Below are 20,962 nucleotides of genomic sequence, written 5' to 3'. Positions count from 1 at the left end.
TTCTGTCTGTTCTACATCCTCGGGCGCTTTCCGGCCCCCGCACCGCGTCCCGGTTCTCCGCCCAGCAGGCGTCACCTGGTCTGGCTGGGTTCGGGGTCCGCCGTCCGGGTCGTCCTCCTCGTTCTCTTCGTGCTCCTCGTCCTCGCGCCGAGCGCCACCTGGTGTGCCGGCCGGCGTCCATGCCTCTGCTGGTCGCCGGTCTGCACGCGCTGCCCCCGCGGATCGCGGTGCGGGTGGCGGCCGTGCTCACCGTGCTCGTCGTCGTCGGCCGGCGCCTGCCCACGGAGGTCCACGACAGCAGCGGCCGACCGGGGTGATGTCGTTCAGCCCGGTCGGTCACCCCGGACCGCAGGGGTCACGGAGTGACCCCTGCGGTCCCTCGGCTGCATCGCGTGGCCGCCGGCCACCGGCAGACCCTGTCAGTCACACCGGTTGGCGTGCCTGATATCGAGGACGAAGCGCTCCGGGGAGTGGAGCTTGAAGGTGTTGTAGACGGGCTTGGTGTTGAAAGCGGCTCCGAAGGTGACCACACCCTCGAAGTCCCCCGTCAGGGCGAGACCCTTGAGCTTGGGCAGATAGATCTTCACCAGCCGGGGGCCCTTGTAGACCGACTGACCTGCCTCGTTGTGTGCGGCGGCGGGAGAGAGTTTGATCTCCAGGAAGTACTTCCCGGCAAGCGGGACCTTCTTCCCGGATCCGTCGTAGCGCAGTTCCTTGACCGGCTTCACGGTGACGGGGGGAATGGTGCCCCGGACGTCGATGACGAGACGGTCGTAGGAGCAGTGCCCGCCCCATCTGGCGTTGACGACCAGTGCGGTCGCGGGGACTTCCCCGGACGGCGTGGCGGCGGAGGCGGGAATCGTGGTGCCTATGGCGGCGGTGAGAAGGACGGCTGCGGCCATGGCCGTGCGTCGCGGGTGGTTTTGCATGACATCCCCCGATTTTTTCCGGTAAGGGGACAGTGGTTTCGCTATGGGTGACATCCGGGCAAGCCATATGGTTGCACCGCCTGTGACAGTTCTCCTTTTGTGATGTCCGCGCGCGCATGGCGTCGCGGGGCAGGCGGGAATGTGACGACTGGGCTTGGTGTCCGCGGAACGCCTCCTCCAGCCACCGGGCCCCTCGGTCCCCGACTGCCTTCGCGTCGATGAGCAAGGGCGCGGACCGTGGCCCGGCGACCCACTCCCCGACGGGCTTCAGATCCGCCCGTACGCACGGCCACCGCCTCGAAGCCGAACCCTCGCGCCACGGCGGCGGCGTCCGTCGGAACCTCGCCCGTACCGGGCCATCCCGTCGGCGTAATACAGGCGGCATTCGTCAGCTTCTGAGGCATTTGTATATCTATGGGGTGGAGCGCCTCCCTCGCAGGAAGTACGACGCACGCCTATGGCGCATCAAGAAGAGGACGTTCTCGTGAACAGCATCAGCCGTCGCTCGGTCCTGCTCGCCGGACTGGGCGCCGCAGGCACCGGCTTGCTCGCCGCCTGCACCGGTGACACCTCCACCAGCCCTTCCCTGCTCAGCCCGTCCGGTTCCCACATCGCTCGCACGGAGCGGCAGCGCGGCAGCACGGGCAGGGTGCACCGCCTCCAGCTGACCGCCGCCTCCCGCGAACTCGACCTGGGCGGCGGCATCCTGGTGAGGTCCTGGGCCTTCGGCAACCGGGCCGTCGGCGAGGAGATCAGGATCTCGGTCGGCGACACCCTCGCCGCCACGCTGTCCAACCGGCTGCCCGGCGGGGCCACCACCTCCGTCCACTGGCACGGCATCGCGTTGCGCAGCGACATGGACGGCGTGCCGCCGGTCACCCAGTCCGCGGTGCGAGCCGGGTCCGACTTCACCTACCGGTTCATCGCCGACACACCCGGCACGTACTTCTTCCACCCGCATGTCGGCGTCCAGCTCGACCGCGCCCTGTACGCCCCGCTGATCGTGGAGGACCCCAGGGAGCCGCTGTCGTACGACGACGAGTGGGTCGTGGTCCTGGACGACTGGCTGGACGGGGTGACCGGCACACCCGACGAGGCCTTCGCCGAACTCAGTGACGGCATGGGCGGGATGGACATGAGCGGCTCCGGCACGGACGGGACGACCGACTCGGCGTCGGCGTCCGCGGCGGGCTCCTCCGGTCACCGCGCGTCGACGAGGTTCACGCTCATGCACGCCACCAGCGACCGGCTCGGCGGCGAAGCGGGAGACGTGAAGTACCCGTACCACCTGGTCAACGGACGCGTGCCGGAGGACCCGGACGTCTACACGGGAACACCGGGCAGGCGCGTCCGCCTGCGGATCGTCAACGCGGGCGGCGACACCGCCTACCGGGTGGCGCTCGGCGGCCACCCGCTGACCGTCACGCACACCGACGGCTTCCCCGTCGAGCACCAGCAGGTCGACGCGCTGCTCATCGGCATGGGCGAGCGGTACGACGTCCTTGTCACCCTCGGTGACGGGGTCTTCCCGCTCGTCGCCCTCGCCGAGGGCAAGGACGCGGGCGGCATGGCCCTGGTGCGCACCGGATCGGGCGGCGCGCCCAGTCCGACCGTACGGCCGGCGGAACTCGACGGCAGGATCCTGCCCGCTTCACGGTTGCGGGCGGCCGACGACGTACGGCTGGAGACGAAGGAGGTCGACAGGGTCCACCGCATCGAGCTGACCGGCAGGATGACCGGGTACGAATGGAGCGTCAACGGCAAACGGTTCGACATGGCCGACCCGACCGCGCACCCGCTGCTGGTCGAGGAGGGCGAGCGCGTCCGCCTCGACTTCGTCAACCCCACCGGCATGTGGCACCCGATGCACCTGCACGGCCACACCTACCAGCTCGGCAGCACCGGCCCGCGCAAGGACACCACCATCGTGCTGCCCAAGAGGAAGGTGTCCGTCGTCTTCGACGCGGACAACCCCGGCCAGTGGATGCTGCACTGCCACAACGCGTACCACGGCGAGGCCGGGATGATGGCGCTCATGGCCTACCAGGCCTGAGCCGTCGGCGGCCGGCACGCCCCGGGTGAGATCACGAAAAGAGGCGCTCAAGCTTGTCGAGGCTCTGCGTCCAGCCCTCGTCGTGCAGGGCCCGGCGCCGCTCGGTGGCGAAGTCGCCCTGGTCCAGCACCAGTTCGACCGACGTACCATCGACGTCACGAAGCGCAAGCGTCACCACCGTCTCCTGGTCCTCCGGATCGGGATCCTCCCAGCGGAAGGTGCAGGAAAGGCGTTCCGGGGGGTCGATCTCGATGAATTCCCCCACGAGGTAGAACAGCTCCCCTTCCGGAGGCTGCATCGCGATCCGATAAGCACCACCGGGCCGAAGGTCGCTGTCCACGCTCGGGATGACGAACCCGTCAGGGCCCCACCACTCGGCCAGTTCCCGCGGGTCGGTCAGCGCGCGGAACACGACCGGTCTCGGTGCGCGGAACATGCGTCGCAGATGCAGTCTCAGCCCGCCTTCGCGTGTCATCACGACCCTCCTTCGACGAAGGTCCCGGGATCGGCCGCCACCCCCATCGTACGAATCCGATGACCCTGGCCGTCACGGACGGCTCCGCCGACGAACCCGCTCGACCGCCTCGTCACCCGGTGATTCCGGCCTTCTCGCAGGCGGCCCGGAGATCCCGGGGGCAGAGCTGGTCGACGGTGTACACGCCGTCCTCGACGAGTGTCTGCTCGATGTCGCCGACCGTGACCGCCCTGGGGGTGAGCAGGACGGACGGGATGTGCTCGGTGGTGGCGCTGTCGGTCGTCGTCGTGGTGACGTCGTCGAGCCCCTCACCGCGCCCCAGGGCGACGGCCATCGCAGCGGCCGCGTCGGCTTCCGTCCCGAACGGTTTGTACACCGTCATGTACTGCTCGCCCTTGATGATGCGTCGCACGGCGTCGAGGTCGGCGTCCTGTCCGGTGACGGGCGGAAGCTCCTTGACACCGGCGCTCTTGAGGGCCGAGATGACGCCCGCGGCTATGGAGTCGTTGGCCGCGAGGACGCCGCCGATCCGGTCCGGGCCCAGGGCCGCGATGGCGGCGGACATGTTGGCGTGGGCGTTGTCCGTGCTCCAGCCCAGGGTGTCGTACGACCTGCCGATCTTCACCTTGCCAGCGATGACGGACAGCGCGCCCCTCCTGTACCAGGCCGCGTTGGGGCTGGTCGGATCGCCGTTCATCATGATGACGCTTTTGCCGTTCCTCTCGTCGCCCATGGCCTTCAGGAGCGCCTCGCCCTGAAGCCGGCCGACCTCCCCGCCGTCGAAGCTGACGTAGCCCGAGATCGGGCCCTCGGCCAGGCGGTCATAGGCGACGACCGGGACGCCCTCCCTGCGCGCCTCCTGGATGGAGGAGCGGAGCGCCTTGGTGTCGGCGGCGTCGAGGATCAGGACCCGGACCCCCTTGGTGATCATGGAGACCATCTGTTGCCGCTGTCGTGCCGCGTCGTTCTCGGCGTTGGCGTACTCCATGGTGCATCGGGGGCACAGCTGCTTCAGCCGCTGCTCGATGAGCGGCTTGTCGGAGTGCTCCCAGCGGGGTACCGCCCGGCTCGGGAGCAGCAGGCCGACGGCGAAGCTGTCGGCGCCCACCTCGTCGTTTCCTCCGCAGGCAGCGAGGGACATCGTCATGAGCCCCGCGGCGAGCGCCGCGACGACGTGGCACATCCGAGACCTCAGGGTCCGGGTCCTCGGGGTCCGGGTCCTCATGGCAGGCCCCCTCGTTCCGTTCGGGGCTCCGATTCGGCGGGCACCGGCTCGCGCGGCGGGACGACGATCTCGCTCCACACCTGCTTGCCGCCGGCCACCGGCACCGAGCCGAAGGCCTCGGACATCGCTTCGACCAGAAGCAGGCCCCGGCCTCCGGTCGACTCCCAGTCCACGATCACCGGCTTGGCGGGCGCGCGCGGCGAGGTGTCGCCCACGGAGACCCGCACCCGACCCCCACGGAGCGTCAGGTCGACGCGCACCGGCCCCTGGGTGTGCACCAGGGCGTTGGTGACCAGTTCGGACACGACGAGCAGCACGGTGTCGGCCACGTCCTGGACCTTCCACCGGCGCAGGGTGCGCGCGGTGAAACGGCGGGCGTGCATGACGGCGTCGGGCAGCCGCCACACCTCCCATCCGGCTCGTATCGGCCGGGTCTTCATGCCGTCGTAGCGCAGCAGCAACAGCGCCACGTCGTCCTCACGACGGCCGAGGTCACCGAGGAGCACGTCGGCCATGCCCCCCGGATCCGCCGGATCGGCCGCGTCGAGTGCGATGCGCACCCGGTCCATGCCCTCGTCCAGGGGCAGGTCGGCGGCCTCGACCAGACCGTCGGTGACCAGGGCGAGCACCGTTCCGGGGGCCAGTGCGACGGCGGTCATGGGGAACTCCGCCCCCGCCAGGATGCCGAGCGGCGGTCCGCCCTCGACCTCCACCTCCTCGGTACGGCCGTCGGGGTGCCGTACCAGCGGGGCGAGGTGCCCGGCCCGGACGAACAGGACGTTGCCCTCCTCCATGTCCAGTTCGGCGTAGCAGCAGGTGGCGAACAGGTCGGTCTCCATGCCCACGAGGAGGCGGTTGGCGTGCGACACGACCACGTCGGGCGGGTGGCCCTCCACCGCGTACGCCCGGACCGCGGTCCGCATCTGACCCATGATCGTCGCGGCTGCGGCGCTGTGTCCCTGTACGTCACCGATGACCAGCGCCACCCGGTCCTCGGAGAGGGCGATGACGTCGTACCAGTCACCGCCCACCTGCAGCCCCCGCCTGGCGGGCAGGTAGCGGGCGACGGCCGTCCCGCCGGGCAGCTCGGGCAGGCGCCGGGGCAGCAGACTGCGCTGCAGCATCGTCGCGAGTTCCTGCTCGGCGTCGTGCGCGTGCGCGCGCCTGAGGGCCTGCCCCACAAGTGCCGCGGTGGCGGTCAGCAGGGACCTTTCCTCCGGCACGAACTCGTGCGGCTGCTCCCAGCCGACCAGGCACACGCCGGCGACCCGGCCCTTGGCGGGGAGCGGCATGACCGCCAGCCCTCCGGTGCCGATGCCCGCCAGGCCCGCTTCGAGGGCCGAGCCGGCGGGCCACAGATCCATCCGTCCGTCCCGCAGAGCCAGCTGAAGGGTGGGCAGGGCGCTGACCGGTGCGTCGGGCCATTCCGAACGCCACTCGGAACGCCATGCCTCCGGCCACGCCGCAGGCTGCGGCGGGTCGAGCACGGTGACCATGAGCCGGTCGTCCTGCAACTCGGCGAGGGCCACCCGGTCGGCGCCCAGGGGCTCACGCAGCGCGGTGACCACCACGCGGCTGACGTCACGGACTGTCGCGGCGTCGTCGAGCGCGGCGGTCAGCCACTGGATCCTGGACACGTCGTCGGCGCTCAGGCGCAGGACCGAGGTCGCCGTCACCACGCCCCGCACCTGTTCCGGCCGGACGTCGGTGCTCTCCAGCACCTGGCAGCTCAAGCTCAGCCAGCGCATTTCACCCGTGGGGCAGCGGACACGGAACTCCAGCTCCCGTCGGCCGAACGCCTGGTTGGACGGTTCCAGGACCGACATCAGCGCGTGCATGTCCTCCGGGAGGGCGTGCGAGAGCAGGGTGTCCGCCTTGCCGTCGAAGTCTTCCGGCGCGATGCCGACCAGTTCGAGCAGCGTCTCGTCCGCCTGGACGACGCCCGTGTCCGGCACCAGTACGAAGGATCCGACGTTCATGCTCCGCAGGGCGGGACTCAGCAGGGGCGACGGCGCGGGGCGAGAGGTCCCGGCGCGGAGCAGGCCGGCGACCGCGTCGGCGTACCGTTCCAGGAAGCGCCGTTGCTCGGCCTCGAATCCGTCCGCGGCGGTCCCCACGACGACGAGGCATCCCAGCCGCGGGCCCTCCGTCCCGAGGGGGAGCGCGCCGAGCGACACCTCCTCCCGTGGCGTCGGCCCGCCTTCGGCATAGGAGGCGAGTGCCGCGGAGTTCAGCCAGAGAGGCCGGCCGGTGCGGAAGACGTGCGCCGCGGCGGAGTCGCCGGAAAGGGACAACCGTTCCGGCAGGCCGTACCCCGAAGCGGCGCAGCCGGTCGTCTCCACCAGCCGGAGCTCTTCGTTCCCGGCGGCGAGCACATACGCCGCTGCCAGCGCCGCTCCGGCGAACGTCAGGGCCCGATCGCCGACGGCCGCCTCCGGCAGCGGAGGCGCTGAACCGGTGCCTGCTGCGTCGGCCCCGGACGCCCGAAGTTCCGAGACCTCGGCCCGGGCACGGCCGTCATGAGGCATGTCCGCAACCTACCTCCCGTCCATGCCGCGGGTACCGACAGGTTTGAGATAGGGGCACTCACACACCAGAATCGCACACGCGGGCCGACCCGACAGATCCGCTTGCCGTCCACGGCGGACGGGTCCATTTCGTTCGCAGATCGTCGCAGCCGGTGTCACACTGACGACGTGGTCGTCCTGCCACTTCCATGCGGCACTTTCCATGTGAGAGAGCCGCCGGTGCCGGGCTGGGCGGGCCGAGGTCCCACCCCGCCGGGGCGGACGACGACGCCTCACGACCACCACGGCCGCAGCCGCGTGAGAGGCCGGGGGGCCGGTCTTCACCGGGGCCCGTGCCTGCGTGGCCGTCCGGCACGAACCGCTGACGCCCCGATGCACGCGCGCCGTTCCGTCACCGTCAGCGCCTCCTCGCCACGCGAGGTGAAGGACAAGGAGGTCTCCCCCATGAAGGCCTGCATCCGGGACGCGGCCGTCGTCATGACCGCGGTCTCGACGGCCGTCGCTCTTGCGGCCTGCGGGTCAGGCGCCGGGAACGACTCCGACGGGGGGAACACACCGACGATCGGTCTGCTGCTGCCGGACGCCACGACGGCTCGCTGGGAGACACACGACAGGCCGTTGCTCGAGAAGAAGATCAAGGAGCTGTGCGCCGACTGCACGGTCGATCATGCCAACGCCAAGGCCGATGTGACCATTCAGCAGGAACAGATGAACTCGATGATCACCAAGGGTGTCGATGCCATCGTGCTCGTGCCCGTGGACGCCAAATCGCTCGCCGCGGCGGTCAGGAAAGCCGATCAAGCGGGTATTCCGGTCATCTCCTACGACCGTCTCTCCGAAGGCCCGATCTCGGGTTACGTCTCTTTCGACGGCGAGGAGGTCGGCAGGCTCCAGGGCATGGCTTTGCTGAAGGCCATGGGAAACGGGGTTCCCAGCCGCCAGATCGTCATGCTGAACGGCGATCCCAGCGACCCCAACTACGCGTTGTTCAAGCAGGGCGCACTGTCCGTGCTCACGGGGAGAGTGAAGATCGGCAAGGCGTACGACACGCTCCAGTGGAGGACCGAGGCCGCGAACACGAACATGTCCGGCGCCATCTCCGCCCTCGGCGTCGACAACATCCACGGTGTCTACGCCGCCAACGACGGCCTCGCCGCAGGCGGCATCTCCGCCCTCAAGGCGAACAAGGTCAGCCCGCTGCCCCCGGTCACCGGCCAGGACGCCGAACTGGGAGCGCTGCAGCGCATCGTAGGCGGCGATCAGTACATGACCGTCTACAAACCCTTCGCGCCCGAGGCCGCGGCCGGCGCCGCCATGGCCGTCGCCGCGGCCCGCGGCCAGGGCCTCAGCGGCATCGCGAAGGACACGGTGGAGAGCAGCATCGGGAAGACCGTTCCGGCGGTCATGCTCACCCCCGTCGCCGTGACCGTCGACAACATCCAGGACACCCTGGTGAAGGACGGCGTGTACACGGTCGAGCAGATCTGCACTCCCCGGCTCGGGGCCGCCTGCAACAGAGCCGGACTGACCTGACAAGCAGGCACTTGACCGGTTTCCGGCCCCGGGAAGGAGATGGTCGCGGTGTCGGCTCCCCCGTTGCTGGCGCTGCGCGGCGTGTGCAAGCGCTTCGGCGTCGTCGAGGTCCTCAAGGACATCGAGCTGGAGATTCACGCCGGTCAGGTCGTCGCGCTGCTGGGTGACAACGGGGCCGGCAAGTCCACCCTGGTCAAAGTGATCTCCGGCGTGGCCCCCGCGGAAAGGGGCGTCATCGAGTGGGAGGGCCGGACCGTGCACATCAGGCGCCCCCACGACGCCCGGGACCTCGGTATCGCCACCGTCTACCAGGACCTCGCGCTGTGCGGGAACCTCGACGTCGTCGGCAATGTGTTCCTCGGGCGGGAGATCCTCAGGTACGGGTTCCTCGACGAGGTGGAGATGGAGCGCCGCACCAGGCACCTGCTGGAACGTCTGACGAGGGGCATGCCCGATCTGCGCGGCCCTGTCGTCTCACTGTCCAGCGGCCAGCGGCAGACGGTCGCCATCGCCCGCTCCCTTCTCGGCGACCCGCGGGTCCTGCTCCTGGACGAACCGACGGCGGCCTTGGGGTTCGAGCAGACCACCGAGGTCCTGGACCTCGTCGACGAGCTGCGCGACCGCGGTCTGGGAGTACTGCTCATCAGCCACAACATGGGCGACGTCAAGGCTCTCGCGGACCGGGCCGCCGTGCTGCGGCTCGGTCGCAACAACGGCTTCTTCGACGTGAACACCGCGTCCCAGGAACAGATCATCTCCTCCATCACCGGCGCCACCGAGAACGTGCCCCGCCGGCCGGCCCATCGGGAGGCGGGGTGGTGAAAGAGCTGCGCGGCACGGCGGACGGCACCGGGACCGAATCCGCCGCAGAGGCCCGCCAGTCGCGCCGGAGGCGGGCCGTCGCCCGTGCCGTGGAGGGCTCGGTCGCCGTCTTCCGGCGCAAGCTCAGCGCCGGTGAACTGGGCTGGCTCCCCGTCGTTCTCGTCCTCTCCACCGTCTGGATCATCTTCCAGTCCCTGAACGACAACTTCCTCTCGCCCCGGAACCTGTCCAACCTCAGCGTGGACTTCGTGGGCACGGGCCTGATCGCGGTCGGCATCGTCTTCGTGCTGCTGCTGGGTGAGCTCGACCTGTCGGTAGGCTCGATCAGCGGCCTCGCAGCGGCTGTCTTCGCCGTTCTGAACGTGAAAAACGGCGTGCCGGAATGGCTGGCCCTCATCGTCGCGGTGCTCGCCGGTACGGCGGCGGGCACCGTCCAGGGCTACTCCTTCGCCAAGAGCCGGGTACCGGCGTTCGTCATCACCCTGGCGGGGCTGCTCACCTGGAACGGCATCATGCTCTACATCCTCGGGACCAGCGGCACCATCAATCTCGACGAGAACGGCCTCGTGGCGAAGCTGAGCAGCCATTACTTCACCAACGACGCCGCCGCCTACGGCCTGGCGGCGGTCGCGGCGGCCATGGTCTTCCTCGTGTCCTACCAGGACCGGCGGCGCCGCAAGGCCGTCGGCATGCCGCACCGCTCGCCACGGGGAATCGCTGTACGCACGGGAGCGGGAGCGGTGATCGCGTTCGCCGCCGCGTACGTGCTCAACCGGTTCCAGGGTCTGCCGCTCGCCCTCCTGATCTTCCTGGTCGTGGTGGCCGGTCTCGACATCGTGCTCCGCCGCACGCACTACGGGCGGCAGGTGTACGCGCTCGGCGGCGGCGTCGAGGCGGCCCGTCGAGCCAGCCTCAGTGTGACGCGGGTACAGACCGCGGTCCTCGCGGTGTCGGGCACCATGGCGGCGATCGGCGGCCTTTTCCTGGCCTCGCGCATCACCTCGGTGAGCCAGAATTCGGGCTCGGGCGTGCTGCTGCTCAACGCCATCGCGGCGGCTGTCATCGGTGGCACCAGCTTGTTCGGAGGGCGCGGTACGACCTGGTCCGCGGTGCTCGGCATGCTGGTCATCCAGTCGATCGCCTCGGGCATGGCGATCACGGACACCCCAGCCGCCGTCCAGTTCATGATCACGGGCGGGGTGCTCTTCGCCGCGGTGATGATCGACGCGCTGTCACGGCGCTCGCAAGAGGCACACGGGCGCGCCTGACCCGTCGGCTCGATCCGGGGGTGACGGAGCACCGGATCCAGCCATCCCGGCAACCCGTGAGCCCTCGCGACCCGGGCCGCATCGGCCCCTGTGTGCCGCCGGCGCTGCTACTACTCCGGCAACGGACGCACACACACGCCGGGGCGACGGCGGCAGACGTGTGCTGCAGCTGCAGTGCATGCTGACGAGACGCGGGTTTACGGCGTGGGGAGCACGCACGGGGACGGTGAGTTCGGACCGGGAACGGAGTCAGCGATGCGGAGCTTCCAGACCGCGAAGGGACTGGAAGCCGACGGCGTCGTGGGCCGCGAGACCTGGACCGCTCTCCGCAGCACCGTGTGAGTCGTTCACACGTATTCGGTCGCCGCGTCCAGCAGCCAGTCCGTCAGATAGCCGGCGAAGGACGAACGGACCAGCACCCAGAATCCGGCCCTGGGTTCGTCCCGCGCGACCAGCACGATCTGGGTGCGGCCCAGAGTCGTCTGGGCGCAGCGTCCGGGGCCGAAGGCGCGCGGGTGCAGATCCAGCGGGCAGCCGTGGGCCAGCAGGTCGCGGGCGCGGGGGCCCGTGACCAGGAGGGTGGTGCGCTGGGCGGAGACGTCGGTCACGGACACGGGTTCGTCTCCGGCGGCCGCCCGGATCCGGCTCTCCAACTCCCGCCGGCTGTCGGGCGGTCCCGCCACCAGCCATTCGTCCGGGCCGAGCCACAGAGCGGTGAGCTCTCCGGCGCGTACGACGGTATTGGGTTCCAGGGGCAGTTGGAGACCCAGCGCGAGCCCCACGGCGTCCGCCGCCGCTCCCTTGGCGTCGAGGCGGACGTCGACCTGGGCGAGGAAGGGAAGTTCGGCCAGCCGGACCGCGCCCCCGGAGCGGCGTGTCGCGTCGGCCAGGCGGCCGGCGGCGTGTGCCAGGGGGCTGCGGGGCAGGGCGTCAAGGGCGGTGTCAGCCATCGCGGCGGGCTCCCTCGGGGTCGTAGAGGACGGGGCTTGCGACGGTCACCGGGACCAGACGGTCGCCCACGGGGGCGTAGAGCCGCTCGCCGACTCGGTCCCGGCCGCCCTTGATCAGGGCGAGCGCGAACGTCCGGCCGAGGGCCGCGCTGCGGTAGCTGGAGGTGACGTGCCCCAGCATCGGGACGGGGGGCGCGGGCAGCACGCCGTCGGCGACCAGATGCGTCCCCTCGGGGAGGAAGGTGCCGGGGTCCTCCGGGAGCAGGCCGACCAGGTGCTTGCGGTCGGGGCGGACGGCGTCGGGTCGGGCGTGGGAGCGCTTGCCGATGAAGTCGGGCTTCTTCTTCGAGACCGCCCAGCTCATGCCGAGGTCGTACGGGGTGACCGTGCCGTCGGTGTCCTGGCCGATGATCGGGTAGCCCTTCTCGGCGCGCAGCACGTGCATGGTCTCGGTGCCGTACGGGGTGATGCCGTACGGGGCACCGGCCTCGTACAAGGCCTCCCACAGGGCGAGGGCCTTCCACGGCGACACGTTGATCTCGTAGGCCAGTTCCCCGGAGAAGCTGATCCGGCACACCCTGGCCTCGATGCCCGCGACACTTGCCTCCCGCCACGCCATGAACGGGAAGCCGGCGTTGTCGACCGCGAGTTGCGGCGCGAGGGCGCCCAGGACCTCGCGGGAGCGGGGGCCGACCAGGGCGACGGTGGCCCACTGCTCGGTGACCGAGGTGCAGTGGACACGCAGTTCGGGCCATTCCGTCTGCAGCCACTCCTCCATCCAGTCCAGTACGGCGGCCGCGTTGCCCGTGGTCGTGGTGACCAGGAAGCGGTCCTGGGCGAGGCGGATGACCGTGCCGTCGTCGAAGACCATGCCGTCCAGGCGGCACATCACGCCGTAGCGGATCATGCCGACCTTCAGGGTGCTCATCATGTTGGTGTAGAGCCGGTCGAGGAACACGGCGGCGTCCGGTCCCTGGACGTCGATCTTGCCGAGGGTGGAGGCGTCCATGAAGGCGACGCTGTCGCGGGCGGCTGCGCACTCGCGCAGCACGGCGGTCTCCATGTCCTCGCCGTCCCGCGGGTAGTACCAGGGCCGCTTCCACTGGCCGACGTTCTCGAAGAGCGCGCCGTGCCCGACATGCCACTCGTGGATGGCGGTCGTGCGGACCGGGTCGCTCAGGGAGCCACGGTCGCGGCCGGCGAGGGCGGCGAAGGAGACGGGTGTGTACGGCGGCCGGAAGGTCGTCGTGCCGAGCGCGGAGATGTCGACGCCGAGCAGTTCGGCGACGACGCCACTGGCCAGGACTCCGGAGGTCTTGCCCTGGTCGCCCGCGGTGCCGGCCGTGGTGTAGCGCTTGGTGTGCTCGACCGAACGCATTCCGGCACCGGTCGCCCGGGCCAAGTCGTCCACGGTGACGTCGCGTTGGAGGTCGACGAAGCGAGGTGCCTCGGATGCTCCGGGGACTACGTACGCCTGCATGGGCGGCGTCCGCGGCTGTGCGGCCACGTCCGGGAGGCGGGGCGCCTCGGGGGTGTAGCCCTCGGCCTCGATCGCGCGAGCGCCGGCCGCGGCGCCCTGCGCGAGGACAGCGGCGAGGTCCGGGGTCCCGTTCGCGCTGCCCGCGACCTCGACGGCCTGGCGGCAGGAGTCGGGAACGAAGGAGCCGACCGCCTCGTCGTAGCGCAGCTTGCCGCCGGCCTGGCTGAAGAGATGCGCGACGGGGTTCCAGCCTCCGGAGACCAGCAGCAGGTCGGCGGCGAACTCCCGCTGCCCCGCTGACTGTCCGTACGGCGCGACGGTCACGGCGGTGAGACGCGTGCCGCCCTCCGTGCCGATGACGGCATGACCGGTCAGCACCTCGATCCCTGCCTGCCGGGCGCGCTCTGCCCACTCCCCCGGCTCGGAGCGGGTGTCGACGATCACCGTGATGCCCACGCCCGCGGCGGCGAGGTCCAGCGCCGCCGCGTAGGCACTGTCGTTGGCGGTGAAGACGACGGCGTGGCGGCCGGGCAGGACACCGAAGCGGTTGACGTAGGCGCGGGCCGAGGCGGCCAGCAGCACACCGGGGCGGTCGTTGTCCGCGAAGGCCAGCGAGCGCTCGTGGGCGCCGGTGGCCAGGACGACGCGACGCGCCCGGATGCGCCAGACACGTTCCCGGGAGACGTTCTCGGGAGCCTCGGCACCGAGGTGGGTGGTGCGGCGCTCGACGGCGAGGAGGTGGTTGTCGTCGTAGTAGCCGAAGACGGTGGTACGGCGCAGCACGCGCACGTCGGCGGCGGCGTCGAGCTGTGCGCCGGTCGCCTCCGCCCAGTCGAGGTGTTCGCCCGTGCCGAGCAGGCTGCCGCCCAGCTCCGGCTGGTCGTCGGCGAGGATGACGCGTGCGCCGCTTCTCGCCGCCGCGGCCGCGGCGGCGAGGCCGGCCGGACCGGCGCCGACGACCAGCAGGTCGCAGTGGGCATGTACGGCGTCGTAGCGGGCGGGGTCTGGCGCGGTGGCGAGGCGTCCCTGGCCGGGGAGGCTGCTCGCCACCAGGCCGTCGTACAGCTCGACGGTCGTCGCGGGCAGCATCGGCTCCGGGAACGGTGCCTCGATCTGGACGACGGCGTTCGGCTCCTCGACGCCGGCCGAGAAGATGCCGCGCGGGCGGCCGAACTTGATGCTGGTGCCGGCCTGGATGACCCCGTTGGCGAGGAGGGCGGAGGCGAGGGTGTCGCCGCGGCAGCCCTCGTACCGGATGCCGTCGAAGGTGAAGCTCAGGCGTTCGTCACGGTGGATTCGGCCGCGGGCGGGGAGGCGGAACGGCTGGTTCTCCTCCGCCACCCCGCCCCTTCCCGAAAGCAGGGGGCCGGCCCCCTGGACCACGGCCGGGGGCTCTGCCCCCGGACCCCCGTTCGGCCCTGGAGGGGCCTCGTCCTCGAACGCCGGAAGGGCTGGATGCACCGGACGGGGCTCCACGGTCGCCGGACGCTCCTCACCCGCCCGGTACACGGCGAGGATCTCGTTCGTCGCCGTGTCCCGCACCGCGTTGAACCACCTGCGGCAGCCGGCCGCGTGGCTCCACCGCTCGGCGAACGGGCCCTTGGGGTTGTCGCGGAAGAACAGATACCGGGCCCACTCCTCGTCACTGAGGGCCGCCGGGTCCTCGGGATACGGCACGTGTGCCTGGCCGCCGTAGTGGAACTCGGCCTCGTCGCGGGGCCCGCACCACGGGCAGGGGATGAGCAGCATGGTTCGGCTCCCTAGTGGGCCACCGCGGCCGCGCCGTGCTCGTCGACGAGCGCGCCGGTGGTGAAACGGTCGAGCGAGAAGGGGGCGTTGAGGGGGTGGGGGGTGTCGTGGGCGATGGTGTGCGCGTAGACCCAGCCGACGCCCGGGGTGGCCTTGAAACCGCCTGTGCCCCAGCCGCAGTTGAGGTACAGGTTGCCGACGGGGGTGAGGCCGATGATCGGCGAGGCGTCGGGGCTGACGTCGACGATGCCGCCCCAGGTGCGCAGCACGTGGGCGCGGGCGAACACCGGGAAGAGTTCCAGGGCCGCGGACATCTGCTCTTCGATGATGTGGAAGGCGCCGCGCTGGGTGTAGGAGTTGTACGAGTCGATGCCCGCGCCCATGACCAGCTCGCCCTTGTGCGCCTGGCTGACGTACACATGGACCGCGTTGGACATGACGACCGTCGGGTGGACGGGTTCGAGGAGTTCGGAGACCAGGGCCTGCAAGGGGTGGCTCTGCAGCGGTAGTTCGATGCCCGCCATGGCGGCGAGGACCGAGGTGTGGCCGGCCGAGCAGAGTGCGACCTTGCCCGCCGCGATCGGGCCCAGTGTGGTCTGGACTCCGACCACCCTGCCGCCGGCGATGTCGAGGCCGGTGACCTCGCAGTTCTGGATGATGTCGATCCCGGCGGCGTCGGCGGAGCGGGCCAGTCCCCAGGCGACGTGGTCGTGCTTGGCGATGCCGGCCCGCGGCTGGTAGGTGCCGCCCAGGACCGGATAGCGCACGTCCGGCGAGATGTTGACGATCGGGCAGACCTCTTTGACCTGCTCGGCGTCGAGCCATTCGGCGTCCACGCCGTTGAGGCGGTTCGCCTCCACGCGGCGCACGCTGTCGCGGACGTCCTGGAGGCTGTGGGCGAGGTTGAGCACACCGCGCTGGGAGAAGAGGATCGGGTAGTCGAGCTCCTCCGCCAGCCCCTCCCACAGCTTGAGCGCGTGCTCATAGATGCCGGCGCTCTCGTCCCACAGGTAGTTGGAGCGGATGATCGTGGTGTTGCGGGCCATGTTGCCGCCCGCGAGCCACCCCTTCTCCAGCACGGCGACATTGGTGATGCCGTGGTTCTTCGCCAGGTAGTGGGCGGTGGCGAGGCCGTGTCCGCCGCCGCCCACGACGATCACGTCGTAGCCGCGCTTCGGCTCGGGCGTGCGCCACAGCCAGTCGGGGTGTTCGGGGAGCTCGGCGCCGGGGGTGCGGGGGCTCATCGGACGTCTCCGGCTTCTGCTTCTGCCTCTGACAGGTGCGGGTAGAGCGGGTGCTTGGCGGCCAGCGCCTCCGTGCGGGCGCGCAGGGCGGTGACGTCGGGCTCGGGCCGGAGGGCCAGCGCGATCACGTCGGCGACCTCGGCGAAGTCCTCGTCGGTGAAGCCGCGGGTGGCCAGGGCCGGGGTGCCGATGCGCAGGCCCGACGTGACCATGGGCGGGCGCGGGTCGAAGGGGACGGCGTTGCGGTTGACGGTGATGCCGATCTCGTGGAGCAGGTCCTCGGCCTGCCTTCCGTCGAGTTCGGAGTCCCGGAGGTCGACCAGGACGAGGTGGACGTCCGTTCCGCCGGTGAGGACCTTCACCCCGGCTGCCGCCGCGTCGGGCCGGGTGAGACGCCCGGCGAGGATGCGGGAGCCGGCCAGCGTGCGGGCCTGGCGCTCGGCGAACTCGCGCGACGCGGCGACCTTGAAGGAGACCGCCTTCGCGGCGATGACGTGTTCCAGCGGGCCGCCCTGCATGCCGGGGAACACCGCCGAGTTGATCTTCTTGGCGAGGTCGGCCTCGTTGGTGAGGATGACCCCGCCGCGCGGGCCGCCGAGCGTCTTGTGGGTGGTCGTGGTGGTGACGTGGGCGTGCGGTACGGGATTCGGGTGCAGCCCGGCGGCGACCAGGCCCGCGAAGTGCGCCATGTCGACCATCAGCAGGGCGCCCACCTCGTCGGCGATCCGGCGGAAGGCCGCGAAGTCCAGTTGCCTCGGGTACGCGGACCAGCCCGCGATGATCATCTTGGGGCGGTGTTCCTTGGCGAGCCGTTCGACCTCGTCCATGTCGACCAGGTTGTCCGCCTCGGACACGTGGTACGGCACCACGTTGAGCATCTTGCCGCTGTAGTTGATGCGCATGCCGTGGGTGAGGTGCCCGCCGTGCGCGAGGTCGAGGCCGAGGATCGTGTCGCCCGGCTGGAGCAGGGCGAAGAAGACGGCCGTGTTGGCCTGGGCGCCCGAGTGAGGCTGGACGTTGGCGTAGCCCGCGCCGAAGAGGGACTTGACTCGCTCGACGGCCAACCGCTCGGTGACGTCGACGTGTTCGCAGCCGCCGTAGTAGCGGCGGCCGGGGTAGCCCTCGGCGTACTTGTTGGTCGCGACCGAGCCCTGGGCCTCCATCACGGCGGTGGGGGCGAAGTTCTCCGAGGCGATCATCTCGAGGGTGGACTGCTGGCGGTGCAGCTCGGCGCGGAGGGCGGCGTGGACCTCCGGGTCCAGCTCCGCCAGGCAGGTGTTCAGCGCGTTCATACGGCGTGTCCGTTCCTCTCGGCGGCCTCGACGACATTCGCGAGCAGCATCGCCCGCGTCATGGGCCCTACGCCCCCGGGCATCGGGGCGAGCCATCCGGCGGCCGTGGCGGCCTCCGGGTGCACATCGCCGGCCAGCCCGTGGTCGGTGCGGGTGATGCCGACGTCCAGGACGGCCGCGCCGGGGCACAGCATGTCCTTGGTGATCAGTCCGGGTGAGCCGGCGGCCGCGATGACGATCTCCGCCTCGCGCACGTGCCAGGCCAGGCCCTTGGTGCCGGTGTGGCACAAGGTGACGGTGGCGTTCTCCGACCTGCGGGTGAGCAGTAGTCCGACGGGCCTGCCGACCGTGATGCCCCGGCCGATCACGCACACCCGCGCTCCGGCGAGCGGCACCTCGTACCGGCGGAGCAGTTCGACGATGCCGCGCGGGGTGCACGGCAGCGGAGCCTCGACGCCGAGGGCGAGCCGGCCGAGGTTGACGGGGTGCAGGCCGTCGGCGTCCCTGGCCGGGTCCATGCGTTCCAGCACGGCGCCCGCGTCCAGGTGGCGCGGAAGCGGGAGCTGGACGATGTAGCCGGTGCAGGCCGGGTCGGCGTTGAGTTCGTCGATGACGCCCTCGACCTGCTGCCGGCTTGCGTCGGCGGGCAGTTCGCGGCGGAGGGAGGCGATGCCCACCTGTGCGCAGTCGCGGTGCTTGCCGGCTACGTAGGCGCGACTGCCGGGGTCGTCGCCGACGAGGACCGTGCCGAGGCCCGGCGGCCGACCGCCGGCCGCGGTCAATTCGGCCACCCGCTCCGCGAGTTCGCGGCGGATCTCGGCGGCGGTCGCCTTGCCGTCGAGCAGCTGTGCGGTCACCGGCGGTATTCCTTCCCTCGACGATGCTGGGTCAGCCACGCAGGCGGGACATGGTCGGGTCGAACAGGGGTTCCTCGGCGACGACCGCCTCGACGCGCTGGTCGAAGTAGCCGATGTGCACGGTGGTGCCGGGGGTGGTGAGATCCGCCGGGAGCCAGGCGTAGGCGATGCCCTTGCCGATCGTGTAGCCGTACGCGGCGCTGGTCACGTAGCCGACGGGGCGGTCGCCGTCGTACACCGGCTCCTTGCCCATGACGACCGCCTGCGGCTCGTCGATGGTGAGACAGGTCAGCCTGCGTCGCACATCGGCCTTGCGCCGCTCCAGGGCCGCCTTGCCGATGAAGTCGTCCTTGTCGGGCTTGACGGCGAAGCCGACACCGGCCTCGTACGGATCGTGCTCGTAGGTCATGTCGGTGCCGAAGGAGCGGTAGCCCTTCTCCAGGCGGAGGCTGTTGAAGGCGCCGCGGCCGGCGACGATGCCGCCCAGCGGCTTCGCCGCCCGCCACAGGGTGTCCCACAGCTTCTGGCCCAGGTCGGCGGTGGTGTACAGCTCCCAGCCGAGCTCGCCGACGTAACTCAGGCGCATCGCGGTGACGGGAACGGAGCCGATGTGGGCGCGCTTGGCGCGGAAGTACTTCAGGCCGCCGGCCGAGAAGTCCGCGTCGGTGAGGGGCTGCAGGACCCTGCGGGCGAGTGGTCCCCACAGGCCGATGCAGCAGGTGCCGGGGGTGATGTCGCGTACCTGGACCGTGCCGTCGGCGGGGAGGTGGCGGGTGAACCAGTCGAGGTCCAGGTTGCCGTTGGCGCCGACCTGGAAGAGTTCGCGGGCCAGGCGGGCAACCGTGATGTCGCTGCGGATCCCGCCGTCCTGGTCGAGGAGGAGGGTGTACGTCACCGATCCGACGGACTTGGCCACCTTGCCGGTGACCAGCCGCTCCAGGAAGTCGGCGGCTCCGGGGCCACTGACCTCCAGGCGCTTGAGGGCCGTCATGTCGTACATGGCGACGGTCTCGCGGGTGGCCTGGGCCTCGGCACCGACGACGGGCGACCAGTACCGCGCCGCCCAGTCGTCGGGTGTCGGGATGGTGCGGCCTTCGACGAGGGCGGCGTTGGCCTCGTACCACTGCGGGCGCTCCCAGCCGTTCGCCTCCAGGAAGAAGGCGCCCAGCTCCTGCTGGCGGGCGTGGAACGGGCTGGTGCGGATCGGGCGCGGGTCTCCCGACGGCTGGAGCGGGTGCAGGATGTCGTAGACCTCGACGAAGTTCTGGCAGTCGCGGGCCAGGACGTACTCCGGGGAGAGCTGATGCTGCTCGAAGCGGTTGACGTCGCACTCGTGCAGGTCGAAGGAGGAGCAGTGGCCGTCGACCAGCCACTCGGCGACGGCCCGGCCCACGCCCGCGGAGTGGGTGACCCACACGGCCTCGGCGACCCAGAAGCCCTTGACGTCCGGGGACTCGCCGAGGAGCGGGTAGCCGTCGGTCGTGAAGGAGAACAGGCCGTTGATGCCCTCCTCGACCTTGGCCTCCTTCGTCGCGGGCAGCAGGGACTGCGTCTCGGTCCAGGCGTCCCCGAAGTCCTCCTCGGTGAACTTCAGGACCGAGGGCATCCCGTCGGCCTCGTCCACGGAGAGGATGTCGTCGGCGGAGACGGGCATCGGGCGGTGGCCGTAGTAGCCGATGCCCAGGCCGTCGAAGCGGTCGCGGTAGTAGAGGTCGGCGTCCTGGTGGCGCAGGATCGGGCGCACCGCCTCCTCGGTCTGGCCTGCCAGCGCCGGGATCGGGCCGGTCCAGGCCAGCTGGTGGGCGAGCGGGGTGAGCGGGAGGTTCATGCCGACCATGCGGGCGATCTTCGGGCCCCAGATGCCGGCACAGCACACGACGATGTCGGCGGGGATCTCACCCTGGCCGGTGAGGACGCCGCTGACCCGGCCCTCGCTCTGCTGGACGTCGAGGACCTCGTGGCGGGCGAGGAAGCGCACGCCGCGCTCGGTGGCCCGGCGGATCTGCGCCTCGACGGCGAGGACGGCCTTGGCGAGGCCGTCCGTCGGTACCAGCATGCCGCCGAGGACCTTGTCCCGGTTCACCAGCGGGTGCCGCTCGGCGCACTCGTCGGGGGTCAGCAGCCGGGCGTCGATGCCCCAGGCGGTGATCCAGCCGTGGCGGCGGTGGAGTTCGGTCAGACGCTCGGGGGTGGTGGCCAATTCGAGGCCGCCGACCTGCAGGAAACATGGCTTGCCGTCGACGTCGAGGGAGCAGAACTTCTCGACGGTGTAGCGGGCGAGCTCCGTCATCGTCTTGGAGGGGTTCGTCTGGAAGACCAGGCCCGGGGCGTGCGAGGAGGATCCCCCGGTGGCAGGGAGCGGGCCCTGGTCGACAACGGTCACTTCGGTCCAGCCGCGCGCGGAGATCTCGTCCGCGAGTGCCGCGCCAACGACGCCCGCTCCGATGATGACCACTCGGGGTCCCGCCATCGCCGCACCTCCGATTGAAAACCAGTCCAGCTGAAAACCAGTCCAGCCGGTCAGTTGCTGTCTACGCAACATGCTTCAGGTTGCGCA

The 20,962-nt window shown here is 70.8% G+C and carries 16 protein-coding genes; 6 read left to right on the top strand and 10 right to left on the bottom strand.

Annotation, left to right across the window (positions count from 1 at the left end):
- The first annotated feature begins 179 nt into the window (after positions 1-179).
- Complete coding sequence (locus ACZ562_RS30920) at positions 180-317, top strand: hypothetical protein (RefSeq protein ID WP_471185823.1); 138 nt, start codon at positions 180-182, stop codon at positions 315-317.
- Positions 318-419: 102 nt separating this feature from the next.
- On the opposite strand, the gene ACZ562_RS30915 is transcribed toward ACZ562_RS30920, so the two are convergent.
- Positions 420-929 carry an AMIN-like domain-containing (lipo)protein gene (locus ACZ562_RS30915; RefSeq protein ID WP_471185819.1) on the bottom strand — a complete coding sequence of 170 codons (510 nt, stop codon included), beginning with the start codon at positions 927-929 and terminating at the stop codon, positions 420-422.
- A gap of 484 nt (positions 930-1,413) precedes the next feature.
- Between ACZ562_RS30915 and ACZ562_RS30910 the strand changes: the two genes are divergently transcribed.
- Positions 1,414-2,982, top strand: coding sequence for a multicopper oxidase family protein (locus ACZ562_RS30910; RefSeq protein ID WP_471185816.1), 1,569 nt, complete (start codon positions 1,414-1,416; stop codon positions 2,980-2,982).
- Between the two features lie 31 nt (positions 2,983-3,013).
- Here ACZ562_RS30910 and ACZ562_RS30905 read toward each other — a convergent pair whose 3' ends face one another.
- The 3 genes from ACZ562_RS30905 to ACZ562_RS30895 all read right to left on the bottom strand — a co-directional run bounded on the left by ACZ562_RS30905 (position 3,014) and on the right by ACZ562_RS30895 (position 7,210).
- Entirely contained in the window at positions 3,014-3,457 is a 444-nt protein-coding gene (locus ACZ562_RS30905) for an SRPBCC family protein (RefSeq protein WP_471185813.1), read from the bottom strand.
- Positions 3,458-3,569: 112 nt separating this feature from the next.
- The gene (locus tag ACZ562_RS30900) at positions 3,570-4,640 is read right to left on the bottom strand and encodes a sugar ABC transporter substrate-binding protein (RefSeq protein WP_471185810.1); all 1,071 of its coding nucleotides are present in this window, start codon (positions 4,638-4,640) and stop codon (positions 3,570-3,572) included.
- A gap of 38 nt (positions 4,641-4,678) precedes the next feature.
- Positions 4,679-7,210, bottom strand: coding sequence for a SpoIIE family protein phosphatase (locus ACZ562_RS30895; protein WP_471185807.1), 2,532 nt, complete (start codon positions 7,208-7,210; stop codon positions 4,679-4,681).
- A 444-nt stretch (positions 7,211-7,654) separates the two neighbouring features.
- On the opposite strand from ACZ562_RS30895, the gene ACZ562_RS30890 reads away from it, so the two are divergent.
- The 4 genes from ACZ562_RS30890 to ACZ562_RS30875 all read left to right on the top strand — a co-directional run bounded on the left by ACZ562_RS30890 (position 7,655) and on the right by ACZ562_RS30875 (position 11,175).
- The gene (locus ACZ562_RS30890) at positions 7,655-8,743 is read left to right on the top strand and encodes a substrate-binding domain-containing protein (protein ID WP_471185804.1); all 1,089 of its coding nucleotides are present in this window, start codon (positions 7,655-7,657) and stop codon (positions 8,741-8,743) included.
- Between the two features lie 39 nt (positions 8,744-8,782).
- Positions 8,783-9,565, top strand: a complete 783-nt coding sequence (locus ACZ562_RS30885; protein WP_471185801.1) for an ATP-binding cassette domain-containing protein — start codon at positions 8,783-8,785, stop codon at positions 9,563-9,565.
- 5 nt (positions 9,566-9,570) lie between these two features.
- On the top strand, positions 9,571-10,833 hold the full coding sequence (locus tag ACZ562_RS30880) for a sugar ABC transporter permease (RefSeq protein WP_471185945.1): 1,263 nt from the start codon (positions 9,571-9,573) through the stop codon (positions 10,831-10,833).
- A gap of 255 nt (positions 10,834-11,088) precedes the next feature.
- Positions 11,089-11,175, top strand: a complete 87-nt coding sequence (locus ACZ562_RS30875) for a peptidoglycan-binding domain-containing protein (RefSeq protein WP_471185942.1) — start codon at positions 11,089-11,091, stop codon at positions 11,173-11,175.
- A gap of 5 nt (positions 11,176-11,180) precedes the next feature.
- Here ACZ562_RS30875 and ACZ562_RS30870 read toward each other — a convergent pair whose 3' ends face one another.
- From ACZ562_RS30870 to ACZ562_RS30845, 6 genes are read right to left on the bottom strand one after another with little or no spacing between them, the layout of a single operon-like run.
- Complete coding sequence (locus ACZ562_RS30870; RefSeq protein WP_471185799.1) at positions 11,181-11,783, bottom strand: sarcosine oxidase subunit gamma; 603 nt, start codon at positions 11,781-11,783, stop codon at positions 11,181-11,183.
- A complete protein-coding gene (locus ACZ562_RS30865) occupies positions 11,776-15,012 on the bottom strand; it encodes a sarcosine oxidase subunit alpha family protein (protein WP_471185796.1) in 3,237 nt (1,078 codons plus the stop codon). The genes ACZ562_RS30870 and ACZ562_RS30865 overlap by 8 nt, the downstream gene beginning before the upstream one ends.
- An 11-nt stretch (positions 15,013-15,023) precedes the next feature.
- Positions 15,024-16,256, bottom strand: a complete 1,233-nt coding sequence (locus tag ACZ562_RS30860) for a sarcosine oxidase subunit beta family protein (protein WP_471185794.1) — start codon at positions 16,254-16,256, stop codon at positions 15,024-15,026.
- Positions 16,253-17,548 carry a serine hydroxymethyltransferase gene (gene glyA, locus ACZ562_RS30855; RefSeq protein WP_471185792.1) on the bottom strand — a complete coding sequence of 432 codons (1,296 nt, stop codon included), beginning with the start codon at positions 17,546-17,548 and terminating at the stop codon, positions 16,253-16,255. Before glyA ends, ACZ562_RS30860 begins: the two co-directional genes overlap by 4 nt.
- Complete coding sequence (locus ACZ562_RS30850) at positions 17,545-18,405, bottom strand: bifunctional methylenetetrahydrofolate dehydrogenase/methenyltetrahydrofolate cyclohydrolase (RefSeq protein WP_471185788.1); 861 nt, start codon at positions 18,403-18,405, stop codon at positions 17,545-17,547. The genes glyA and ACZ562_RS30850 overlap by 4 nt, the downstream gene beginning before the upstream one ends.
- A gap of 31 nt (positions 18,406-18,436) precedes the next feature.
- Complete coding sequence (locus ACZ562_RS30845) at positions 18,437-20,875, bottom strand: GcvT family protein (protein ID WP_471185783.1); 2,439 nt, start codon at positions 20,873-20,875, stop codon at positions 18,437-18,439.
- Positions 20,876-20,962: the final 87 nt, after the last annotated feature.

The sequence above is a fragment of the Streptomyces sp. NPDC040410 genome, from assembly GCF_055595715.1.
Note: the sequence above shows the minus strand (reverse complement) of the source record. Positions and strands in the feature narration are given on the sequence as shown.